The 11,120-nt window shown below is 50.3% G+C and carries 13 protein-coding genes and 1 pseudogene; 2 read left to right on the top strand and 12 right to left on the bottom strand.

What is annotated here, in order from left to right; translation table 11 throughout:
* Window positions 1-3 precede the first annotated feature (3 nt).
* The 3 genes from mhpC to HV352_RS18365 are packed head-to-tail and all read right to left on the bottom strand — an operon-like array spanning window position 4 to window position 3,509.
* Window positions 4-870: a 2-hydroxy-6-oxonona-2,4-dienedioate hydrolase gene (gene mhpC / locus HV352_RS18355; RefSeq protein WP_181634957.1), complete on the bottom strand. Its 867-nt coding sequence runs from the start codon at window positions 868-870 to the stop codon at window positions 4-6.
* 28 nt (window positions 871-898) lie between these two features.
* Window positions 899-1,843, bottom strand: a complete 945-nt coding sequence (mhpB, locus tag HV352_RS18360) for a 2,3-dihydroxyphenylpropionate/2,3-dihydroxicinnamic acid 1,2-dioxygenase (protein WP_046275617.1) — start codon at window positions 1,841-1,843, stop codon at window positions 899-901.
* A gap of 1 nt (window position 1,844) precedes the next feature.
* Entirely contained in the window at window positions 1,845-3,509 is a 1,665-nt protein-coding gene (locus tag HV352_RS18365; RefSeq protein ID WP_016151971.1) for a bifunctional 3-(3-hydroxy-phenyl)propionate/3-hydroxycinnamic acid hydroxylase, read from the bottom strand.
* A gap of 192 nt (window positions 3,510-3,701) precedes the next feature.
* Between HV352_RS18365 and HV352_RS18370 the strand changes: the two genes are divergently transcribed.
* Together HV352_RS18370 and HV352_RS18375 are read left to right on the top strand one after the other, a co-directional pair.
* Window positions 3,702-4,514 carry a DNA-binding transcriptional regulator gene (locus tag HV352_RS18370; protein ID WP_046275638.1) on the top strand — a complete coding sequence of 271 codons (813 nt, stop codon included), beginning with the start codon at window positions 3,702-3,704 and terminating at the stop codon, window positions 4,512-4,514.
* A gap of 135 nt (window positions 4,515-4,649) precedes the next feature.
* Window positions 4,650-4,958, top strand: coding sequence for a putative quinol monooxygenase (locus HV352_RS18375; protein WP_019076121.1), 309 nt, complete (start codon window positions 4,650-4,652; stop codon window positions 4,956-4,958).
* A gap of 127 nt (window positions 4,959-5,085) precedes the next feature.
* On the opposite strand, the gene HV352_RS18380 is transcribed toward HV352_RS18375, so the two are convergent.
* From HV352_RS18380 to HV352_RS23835, 9 genes and pseudogenes are all read right to left on the bottom strand, one after another.
* Window positions 5,086-5,562 (bottom strand): cold shock domain-containing protein, encoded by a 477-nt coding sequence (locus tag HV352_RS18380; protein WP_016151966.1) that lies wholly within the window; start codon window positions 5,560-5,562, stop codon window positions 5,086-5,088.
* Window positions 5,563-5,648: 86 nt separating this feature from the next.
* Entirely contained in the window at window positions 5,649-5,894 is a 246-nt protein-coding gene (locus tag HV352_RS18385; protein ID WP_019076120.1) for a DUF2543 family protein, read from the bottom strand.
* A 576-nt stretch (window positions 5,895-6,470) separates the two neighbouring features.
* Window positions 6,471-6,689 carry a hypothetical protein gene (locus HV352_RS23760; protein WP_019076119.1) on the bottom strand — a complete coding sequence of 73 codons (219 nt, stop codon included), beginning with the start codon at window positions 6,687-6,689 and terminating at the stop codon, window positions 6,471-6,473.
* A gap of 445 nt (window positions 6,690-7,134) precedes the next feature.
* Window positions 7,135-7,914: a hypothetical protein gene (locus HV352_RS18395; protein ID WP_019076118.1), complete on the bottom strand. Its 780-nt coding sequence runs from the start codon at window positions 7,912-7,914 to the stop codon at window positions 7,135-7,137.
* 273 nt (window positions 7,915-8,187) lie between these two features.
* Window positions 8,188-8,409 carry a hypothetical protein gene (locus HV352_RS18400; protein ID WP_019076116.1) on the bottom strand — a complete coding sequence of 74 codons (222 nt, stop codon included), beginning with the start codon at window positions 8,407-8,409 and terminating at the stop codon, window positions 8,188-8,190.
* Between the two features lie 146 nt (window positions 8,410-8,555).
* A complete protein-coding gene (locus tag HV352_RS23765) occupies window positions 8,556-9,038 on the bottom strand; it encodes a hypothetical protein (protein ID WP_019076115.1) in 483 nt (160 codons plus the stop codon).
* 352 nt (window positions 9,039-9,390) lie between these two features.
* Window positions 9,391-9,876, bottom strand: coding sequence for a hypothetical protein (locus HV352_RS18410; protein WP_019076114.1), 486 nt, complete (start codon window positions 9,874-9,876; stop codon window positions 9,391-9,393).
* Window positions 9,877-9,990: 114 nt separating this feature from the next.
* On the bottom strand, window positions 9,991-10,674 hold the full coding sequence (locus HV352_RS23770; protein WP_019076113.1) for a hypothetical protein: 684 nt from the start codon (window positions 10,672-10,674) through the stop codon (window positions 9,991-9,993).
* Window positions 10,675-10,704: 30 nt separating this feature from the next.
* Window positions 10,705-10,839: pseudogene (locus tag HV352_RS23835) on the bottom strand (DUF6862 domain-containing protein); the annotation flags it as partial.
* Window positions 10,840-11,120 lie beyond the last annotated feature (281 nt).

Below are 11,120 nucleotides of genomic sequence, written 5' to 3' on the forward strand. Positions count from 1 at the left end.
TCCTTAAGGGCGTGCGAGGAAGTTCAGCACCAACTGGTTAAAAGCATCCGCATGTTCCCACTGTGCCCAGTGCCCGCAGTCGCGGTAGATGTGCAGCTCAGACCCGGCAATCCCGGAGAGCAGGCGCAGGCCGGCGTCCATCGGCACGAAGCGGTCGTTGCGTCCCCAGACAATCAGGGTCTGGGCTTTGATTTCCCCCAGGCGCGGGCTGAAATCCGGAAACTGTTTCGGGTTGGCTTCAAGGCTGTGGACAAAGTTTTCCAGGTGATCGCGACGCGACAGCATGTTATTCAGACGCGCCTCAAACAGCGCCTCGGTCAGGTCGCTGGTGTCGAAGACAAAGATCTCCATCATCAGCTTCAGGTTCTCGATGGTCGGTTCGCGGTACAGCTGATTCAGGCGCTTGATGCCTTCGGTCGGCATCGGGGTAAACAGGCTCATGCCCCCCGTCCCGCCGCCCATCAGCACCAGCTTGCCCACACGCTCCGGCCAGCTCAGGGTGAACGCCACGGCACTGTGGCCCCCCATCGAGTTGCCCAGCAGATGGATTTTCTGAATATCCAACTGATCGACCACGCTTTTCAGGATGCGAGCATTGAGATCGGATCGCGAACCGCGGTTAACGATGCCATCGCTTTTGCCCCAGCCAGGACAATCCAGCAGGATCACCCGGTATCCAGCCTCCACCAGCGGATCGATATTGCGGCTGAAGTTCGCCCAGCCCGTCGCACCCGGACCAGATCCATGCAACAGCACGACGGTCTCTTCGCCCTGCCCACAGTCATTGAAATGCACGCGCAGCGTTTCGCCTGCTTCCTGCACCTGCAGAAAACAACTGGTTGCGGCTTCGGTTTGCGGTTGGTAAGTCATGATGTTCTCCTGCATATTCAGTTCTGTTTCAGTTCTGTGTGGTGGCGCTCAGGGAGCCGAATCCAGCGATCCACTCTGGGATCGGGCGGTAATAACGGCCTTCGCTGCGCCAGTTGCCAAAGGCAGAAATAGCGGCGAAGGCAGCAACCCAGGTTTTAACTTCGTGCGTTGATTTGCCCGCCATCGCGGACAGTTCTTCGTTACTGACCGCGTCCAGCTCCTGCAAACGCCCCTGTTCAAGCAGCGTCATAAAGCGGTTATCCCAGACAGGATTAAGCGGATGCAGCGTGTGTTGATCGGCCACAAACTTCTCGGCGGCGCTGATCACCCGCTGCTGGCGCAGCTCGCGCTCGTTTTCAGGCAGTTGTTTGCCGCTGCCGAGCAGGCGGTCGCGCATATGGGCATCAGCCTTCGCCAGCTCCGGGACCGGCGGCTGATGCGACAGGCCGCCGGAGCCTAAAAACAGCACACGCTGATTCAGCGAGCTGGCGAATCGGCCAATCGCTTCACCGAGCATGCGGGTACGCTGAAAGCCCGGCAGCGGCGTGGCGACGCCGTTAATAAACACCGGCAGCACCGGCACGTTATCCAGACCGCCGAGCAAAAACTCCAGCGGCTGCGCGAAGCCGTGATCGACCTGCATGTTGTAGGACACGGCGAGATCGATGCCGCTTTTCATTACCGCGTGGGCGCAGGCTTCAGCGAGATCTGTCGGCACCGGCAGTTCCCCCGCCGCGCTACCGAAATCGCCGATCGCCGTAGCGCCTACGCCTAAACAGAACGGCGGCATCACGTCGTAGAAAAATCCGTTGTAGTGATCGGGGGCAAACAGCACCACCAGTTCAGGGTCGAACGCCGCAATACGTGCCCGGGCGCTGGCGATCACACCGTTAACCTCGTCGAGCACGGCCTGCGCCGGGTCGACGTAACCCACCAGCGGCGAGTGGGAAAGACAGTGAAGATAAGCGTGCATATCAGGCCACCTTTTCAGCGGGAATGTGGGCATTAACGCGGGTGAGCGTCATCACCGACGCCAGTTTATTCAGGGTACTACCCAGGGTTTGTGGAATGGCGATGGCGGCCACAAAGCGGTCCGGGCGTATCACCACCAGCGCGGCGTTGTGCTGGGCAAACCACGCGCGCAGGCGGTTTTGCGTATCGCCAATGCGGGTAACGCCGTCGTGGTTATCCTGATCGGTTTGTATCTGTGTATCCGGCACCACCTGGATAAACTGTGTCCCCAGCGCCTGCCACTGTTGGATCTGCGCCTCGCTCATGCCCCACAGCGGGTTACAGCCCCAACCGATCACCGCGAAATTCGGTCCGATGACGTTGTCGAGCAGCGTCACTTCACCTGATTCCAGCGTTACCTTCGGCTGGATAAACATCTTGCCAACGGGAGAGGTTTTCGCGTCGCCTTCACGCACCAGCGCCCCAGCGTGGTACTGCGGCATCGGCTTAAAGCGCATTTCAAGGAAGTAGCGTTTGACCGGCGGAATGTAGTTCAGCAGCCAGGAAACCCCGTCGCGCACCGCGCCGTGCCAGCGTTTCGGCGGCGCAAGTACGTTGCCTGCGGTCACCGAGAGATCGATCATCGCTTTGGCGTGGTCGCGGCGCTCCTGCTGGTAGGTATCCAACAGCGCATCACCGGCTTTGCCCTCAATCACCAGCGCCAGTTTCCACGCCAGATTGAAAGCATCGCGCATGCCACTGTTGTACCCCTGCCCCTGCCAGACCGGCATAATGTGCGCCGCATCGCCCGCCAGCAGCACGCGATCAATGCGAAAACGTTCGGCCAGACGTGCGTTATGGGTATATACGCGCTGGCGGATCAGCTCGACGTTGTCCGGGTTCGGCAGCACTTTGCTCAAAAGCTGGCGCATATTCTGCGGTTCGCTGAGCTGCGCTTCGGTTTCCCCCGGCATCACCATAAATTCAAAGCGGCGCACCGCGTGCGGCAGCGCGGCGGAGACATACGGGCGCACCGGATCGCAGCACAGATACACATGCGGCGTGCTGAGCGGATCGTTAGCGATATCCACCACAATCCACTGATTCGGCGCGGTTTTGCCTTCAAATGGCACATTCAGCGAACGTCTGACGTTGCTGGCCCCACCGTCGCAGGCCACCAGCCACTGAGCTTTCACCGTTTCACGCTGGCCATCCGGCGCTTTCAGGTTCAACGTCACTTCACCATTTTGCTGGCTGAAGGCTTCCAGTTCGCGGGAGAACAGGCAGCGCACGTTGGGAAAACGCGACAGCCCTTCCAGCATCACCGCGTCTACCTGCGGCTGAATAAACGCGTTGCGGCGCGACCAGCCAAATTCGTCAGTCATCGGCTGGATATCAGCAAAACAGCGCCCTTTCGGGGTGAGAAAGCGCATCGCATGCCACGGCGTGGTGTGCGGCAGAACATTTTCGACCAGACCGACGGACTGCATGGTGCGCAGCGCTTCATCGTCAATGCCGATGGCGCGAGGATAGTCGATAAGGGTATCGAGCTTCTCCACCACCAACACCTCAATGCCCATCTGGCCAAGATAGTTCGCCATCATCAGCCCTACCGGACCGGCTCCGGCAATCGCTACCTGCACGGTGTGCTGCACAGCGGGTTGGATATCTGGATTTATTGTTGTCATTTCAGAACCTCACTACTCGGACAAAATGCAATTGCAGACCCTGGTGAGGCGCAATTGTTTTTTGTTAAAAGAATGTGAATAATTTTTTATTGTGCGGTCAGTATAGAAGTGAGTTTTTGCGCTACAATCAAAACATGCCTGGATGTGCACTAAGTGCACAACGTTGTTTTAACTGTAGATTTGTCTATAAATATGAAAAGTGACGACGGTACCGAATACAAAACCGTGCGCGGGTTAACGCGCGGACTAATGTTATTAAATATGTTAAATCGTCTCGACGGCGGGGCCAGCGTTGGCCTGCTGGCAGAGCTGAGCGGCCTGCACCGCACCACGGTCAGGCGACTACTGGAAACCCTGCAGGATGAGGGTTACGTCCGGCGCAGTCTGTCCGATGACAGCTTTCGCTTAACCATTAAGGTCCGTCAGCTCAGTGAGGGATTTCGTGACGAGCAGTGGATTTCTGCGCTCGCCGCCCCGCTGTTGGGGGATTTGCTGCGCGAGGTCATCTGGCCGACCGACGTTTCCACGCTGGATGTGGACGCGATGGTGGTGCGTGAAACCACCCATCGCTTCAGCCGCCTGTCGTTTCATCGGGCGATGGTCGGGCGTCGTTTGCCGCTGCTGAAAACCGCATCCGGCCTGACCTGGCTGGCATTTAGCCCGGAGAATGAACGTCAGGAACTGATTGAAATGCTGGCTTCACGACCGGGAGATGAGTTCCAGTTGGCGCGCGAACCGCTGAAGCTCGACGCCATTTTGAGCCGTGCGCGAAAAGACGGTTTTGGCCAGAACTTTCGCGGTTGGGATCAGGAGGAGAAAATCGCCTCTATCGCCGTCCCCATTCGCAGTGAACAGCGGGTGATCGGCTGCCTGAATCTGGTGTATATGGCCAGCGCCATGACCATCGAACAGGCCGCGGAAAAACATCTTCCGGCCTTACAAAAGGTGGCGAAACAGATAGAGGACGGCGTTGAGTCGCAGGAGATTTTGGTTGCCGGGAGGTGAGATGGATCACAGTTAAGCGGATCATCTGATTAATAGCTGAGATAACTCACTCACCGACCGATATAACACTGTGGCGTCTTGCCCTAAATATATCTTCATCACATAGTGTGCATTCGTTTTCTGCCAGGAGGCTGCATGTTAAAGGTAATTGCCGAAGATTTCATCAAACCTGAGTATATTGAAACCGTTCTCCCTTTGTACCGTGAGCTAATATCGGCGACGAAGAAAGAGCCGCAATGCATTGCTTATGACCTCTATATTGATGAAAAAGATCCGGGGCATTTTATTTTTATCGAAGAATGGCCAAACCACGCGGCTCTCGATGAACATTGTGCCAGTGAGCATTTCCGGCGACTTGTGCCGTTAATCGATCAATACACGCGCCAGGAAGCACGTTACATACTGATGGATGACGTGGTAATTCCAGGTGCCTCATCAAAATAAAAAAACAGAATGGAATTTGCTATTTGGCTCAAATGGATATTCCCTTCTGACAAAAATACGCATGAAAAAACCGAAACCCCGCTTCTGAAAAGAGCTGGATTTCGGTTTTCATTCACTCTGAAGGGCTTCAGACCTTAAGCAGTTTCACCGTCTCGTCGATATCGATTTCATCTTCCGAGAAGATCAGCGTCGTGCCCTGGAAGGTGGTGATGGCCAGCTTTTTCAGCGTGCGCATTTCACCAGGCTTCACGTCTGATTTCGGTCGGATGCTGTTCATCAGCACACCAACGGACAGCACCGCATTTTCTTTGTCGATACGAGTCTCAGCAGGGACTTCTTCGCTGTAGACCAGGTAAGACTTGATCGCCGTGAGCTTCAGACGCTCACCGGCGATATAGATGTATTTGCTGTCGGGTATGACTTTTACCGCGTAGGCAGATAAGCCTTTGTTGTTGGTGGTAGGCTCAAAGGTCACCGCCGCGTCTTTCTTGATCAGCTCAGGATTAGCAACCTTAATCACATGAAAATAGCGGTTGTCGCCGTTTTCATCTTTGATAAATCCAAAGCCTTTATCTTTAAACCACGTTGTGATTGTTCCGTTCATTGCTGTTTCCGCCTGATTAAACCTATTACTTGTAGAGTATACCTACTCAATTTGCGCGCAGTGTAAAACACAGGCCATGTCTTTGGCTACTCGTTACCCCAACGATTGAGGAACTCCGCGATATCATCGATACGCTGTGCGTCGACTCCGGCCTCGGTTGCCATCTCCTGCTGCGCTTCTTCGCTGATCTCTTCATTGTTCATCAAACGAGTGATCAACTGCTGGAAGTAGAGTGCCAGTGCGTCGCGTTCTGTATCGCTCACCGGCTTTGCAGCTTCAGTCGCGTATTCGTCGGCGATATCATAAAATTTTAGCGGAATGTCGTTGTTCATCGGGTGCTCCGGGGTAAATGCGTGTGCCAGCAGTTGCCTGCCGCGTCTGGTGTGAATGATAGCATTCTTATTTCATGGTTCGCGATATGTTTTATTGGCTGTAATACGTTGCATATATCAACACTATTTTCTGGAGCCGCTTCGTATTTAATAAATCTACTCTTATTTAAATGACATTTTATTCAGCTCGGTATAACAGCCACAGGTTAAATAGTGTAGTAACGAAGGAAAGTAGTTAAAGTCTTTTCCCGGAGCATTAAATGATTTAGGGGATATTCCGGTGATTAAACAGCAAAAAATAATGATTCCCCTGCTGGCCTGCTAAGCGAAGCGCCATCGAGCATTTATCCTCGCCGCCACTCCCCCCTCCAGGATGGCGGCCAGACCGCGAGTCCATCCCTTCGATTGGCGTCCAATTATTTTTCCATTCCCTACGCTTGCTTCTAACCACCCAATTACAGGTGTAGAGTCAGCACCTAAATTACCTACAATATTTAGCGCCTTATTTCGAGCACTTTCCCAGTTTTTCTCAGACTTTAATATTGTTTCAATTCGAGTTACTGAGCCAGGTACTATCTAACCTGGCAATATAATGCAAGCCAGCAAACCACCTGGCGCTTCAAGCGCAACCTGGTTCCCTGATGAAGCGTCTTTAACTGTGTCCGCTATCGCCGACCAGGTTTCACTCTTCATCAACGCAGTAACCGTATCCGCCACCACCTGATTCTTCCCGGCCAGGTCACTCATGGCCTTGCTGCAGTAACTATCACCCGCAGCACAGGCTGCCAGCGCCATGGCCGCATCAGCAACATAATCCGCTGAGCCTAGTGCTGCATCACCGGTATCAGCGAGGGCATTGATAATACCGTTCGCGATGGAAGAGGTTGTACCGTCACCCAGCTTTTCCCTGACTTGATTTTTCAGCGATTCAGCGGCCTGTTTCGCCGCTTCACGGGCCCGGTCACCACTGAACGAGTTATTCTCAACAACTATTATTTCCTATGACGCTCATGCAATTTATTTTTCAACCATACTCCAGCACCTAATACTACTCCTGCGATGCTCCCTTTTTTCAATGCGATATATAATGCCTCTTCCCATGAAAAAAGGAATGCCCCATCCTTGAAGTAGAAAATTGTTGACACTCCTAGTTGGCATATGAAAAGAACAACAGAGATTAAGGCAGTACAGTACACAACCAAGAAAAGAAGCCAAAGGGTACCAACCTTGCTGAAGAGATTCATTGCTTCTTCTCCCGCTTGTCTAATTCATCTTTTACAGCTTTTCCTGTAAGTTCAGAAGCAGTAGAACCTGTAACTGCACCAATAACATCCTTTGTCACTTGATCAGTTACCGGAGACAATGAATCAACAACTTTTCCCCCTAAACTACCAGCCGCACTACCAAAGCCAGTACTTATCACAGAGTTAGTCGGATCTTCCCCTTTAATCGCACTGCCAATCGCAGCACCTCCCATATTGATCGCTGCTGATGCCTGCCAACTTTTACCTGTAGTCGCGGCAGCTGTCACACCGGCGAGAATTGCATCAACATAGCTGAAAGGATCATTCCCGCTAAGTTGTACGCCCGTATTCACGCCCACACCGATTGCCGCATTAAGCGCCATACCTTCTTTTATTGTGGTGCCAAGGACACTGCTGCCAAATAACAATACCGGGTCTCCAATACTGGCATTGGATTTATGATAACCCCATGTATTCATGATGGTTTGTGCTTTCTGCTGCGCCTCTGTCTGTGGCGCTGACTTCATATAATCCTGCCCAGTCAGCATTCCTGCGATCAGCTCTTTAGTTACTGCCTCACCATATTTAGCCTGCATGTCAGATGCATATATTTTCAAATAACTTACCAACTCGGTTCGCTCTGCCGTGCTCAACTCCGCTGGTTCTTTATTGAACTTAGCAACCAGTGCATCGCTACGTTTATCGGCATTCTCAAGTTGTAAAAACTCTTTCGCGGTTTGCAGGGATTTATCGCCTTTTAAGACTTTCTCTGCCAAAGCATCACGTTTTTCCGAGGAGGTACTGCTCAGGAAATTATTCTCAACAACAACTCGCTCCGGTGTACAGTCTGACGGTGAACACGCTTTTTCCCTGTCCTTTCCGTCAGTTACATCCGTTTTTTGATGAGGCGTTTCGCTGGCCGTTACTTTTTGCCCCGACGCGCTTTTTTCAGCCCATTACGTAATCCTCCCAACGCCGCACAGTAGCGGAGTGAAGAGCGAGGTTTTAGGTTGTAGAAACACGCTCCCGAAGCGACCAGGGCTGTGCAATTACTTATTCAGTAAGGCTCTTCTGGCTTCCAACAATGCATGTTGAAGCCAATCAAAATCTACCACCCTAATATTCGGTGAAAACTCAACTTTGATGTTATTCTCACCGTCTTCTTGCTGTAAAAGCGCGATAAACTCTTCATCACAGTAGATTTCAGCTATTAATTTTTCATAATCAACATCACTAGCCACAATAATTTTTAATTGATGTTTCTGAGTCATTCTTAAGGCTCCAAAAATCCACGGAAATTACCCTGAGGGTCAAAGCGAGCTCCCCGTCCGTCAGGCGCTATAACATCAAAACCACCAAAGCGGTTACCTTCTTTGACCGTCGCGCCTGGAGTTTTAACAATGCCATCCAATATTTTTTACCCTTGTTCATTCATCTGAGCCGGTGTGCCCTTGGCAACAGGAAAAGCGCTCCCTTCACGACTGCCATGTTTTTGCAATGCTCTACCAGCAACAGTGAAATTTCCCGCTTTAACGGCCGAATCTGTTTTAGCACCGGTTTGTGAAATTGCATCTAAATCAAGTTGACCAAATTTGCCTGTATTAATTTTTGGCCCCAAACCAGACTGAAGACTCCTCACTGCATTAGCCGCCACTGTCTCAGCTTTAGCCGCAGTCGCCTCTGCCGCAGTTTTTCCGATACCTACAGCACCGCCAGCTCCAACACCGCCTGGCACTATCGCTTCTGACATCTGGATACCAGCATTATTCAGGCACAGCACTACATTACCTGCACACGCTTGTATCGCTACTTTAGCAGCCGCTGCGATTTCAGGTGTGGCCGCAGCCAGTAAACCACCACCAAGACCCGCCGGAAGGGCCACCATCAGGGCATCATTCATCGCCAGCCCTTTCTGGCAGGACGCTGATCTTGGGTCAGTGCTGCAAGATGCGATATTCTTGCCATGCTCCTGAACAAACTTCTCCTGGCCGCTTTCAGTACCGCCGAGCAGATTATTCTCAACAACAACTCTTTCCGGTGCGCCCCCCGTAACAATAACAGCTTCCCCTTTATTTTCAGTTACTTAAAACTAATTTTCTCTGCTATACTTCCAGCCCACTAACTTTTTGCCCTAACGCGCCCTTTCAGCCAGTTACACCATTTCCCCCAAATCTGTTAAAGAATAGCTCCCAACACACTATGACCATCATCCTTCCATGCAGTCATAGACAATATTACACGGGCGATAGCTTCTAATTATTCAGAGGGTAAGCTTTTGAAAAATCATTGTACGTTTCATGAAGATGATAAAATTTTGCATCAGGGTCATTTTTCAGTTCTTCATATCTTTTCATTAGTTTTTTGAATAAACCCTCTGGTACAGGATAAGGATCTACCTCATTTTTTGCACAGTAAAAATAGAAAAGCGCCTTTTCAAGCTCTGCAAGAGTTATATTATCCGCATTGCCTGTCAAATACTCAAATGCGTAAGACCACTGTTCTGACAATAATAAGAAATTCAGCGCCGAACCTTTAATGAAAACACCATCAATGTTATTTGAATTAAGTATTTTTTTACAAAATGACAGACAGCACCCCGAATCTTTAACTAATAAATTACTGAGACACTCTAACGCATCATCCTCTGGGTCGTTAAAAGAGTTAGCCTCTACATAGCCATTAGCCAGGTAACTTTCTAAACCTTCAATATCCTTTGTGGTACTATTCACATTTATCATTTGAATGCTCCCGTATTAACAGTTGAAAGTCTTTTCGTGCCATCAGGTAATATTGTCCATGTAGCATAAACCCTTACGTTACCGTTAGGCCCTGATACAACAACAGATGTTTTTCTATTTGCAGACGTAGCCCTGAGCTGAGTCCAATAACTTATCCATTATCATGCTGTTATTACTGGCAGTATTCACTATACCTGCTTGCTCTAATACACGAGCCATATCTTGAGAACGCTCAATATTATGGATTTGTTTTTCTAACACTTCCATCCTTTTAGCATTATTTGGATCTTTTGCAAATTCTTTTTGGCTGCTAATTTTTGCATCTTTTAAAGAATTATATTCTATTTGCAAAGACTCAAGGTCACCAGAAGCTTTACCACGCATATATAGTTCAATCTTATCGACAGGTATTTTAGCATCACCTTTTACAGCCGTGATGTGATTTTTCCCATTTGCATCTGGGAGTGAGCTAACCTCGAAACTATTAGACAAGCGTTGTTTACCAGCCAGAACTTCTATCTTACTGGCCGCCGCAGCACCTATTACTGGTGCCATCGAAGCCGCTACAACCTTCATTCCATCATAAGTTTCAACGTATGCCTCTGCCGTCGCCTTATCGACCCCAAACTGCACTATGGCATAGTTCACCATCGCATCCTTCACCTGCTGCTGATTTTGCGCATCAACACCGGTGATATCGAGCAGGTTAACTATCTGGCCATAAGCATCTGCGTACTGCTGGCTGGCCTTTGAATTATAGTTCCCGGTATTTTCGTACTCTCCTCTTGCTTTAATCACATCCAGCCTGGCAGTGGCGCAGGCTGAACTGGCTGCATTGCCATTGCCGCAGGCACTGATGACCTTCTGATCGCTGGTGATGTCTTTTTCGCGCAGATCATTAATGGTTTGCTGCGCTTTTTCACGTACAGCCTGATCTTTGCTGTTGAGCTTCTGTTTAGCTATTTCAAGCTCTGTCTTATCCGATACGCTGAGGAAGTTATTCTCAACAACAACTTAGAATCCTTTTAATTTCAATAACCGAGCTATCCACATCCCACCACCGACAAAGCTTCCGACACTGAGACTAATCTTACAGAGTAGCAATATATTTTCCATAGTGAAATTAATTGGTATCCCTTTGAAAAAGAAGAACAACAACTCCCCTGCTACGTATAAAGTAATTGATGTCAAAAAAATGGACACAATACTTAATGCGATAAAAAGAGGCAGGTGCAGAAACTTAT

It is taken from the genome of Citrobacter sp. RHBSTW-01044 (genome assembly GCF_013781945.1).
In the GTDB taxonomy this organism is placed as follows: domain Bacteria; phylum Pseudomonadota; class Gammaproteobacteria; order Enterobacterales; family Enterobacteriaceae; genus Citrobacter; species Citrobacter braakii.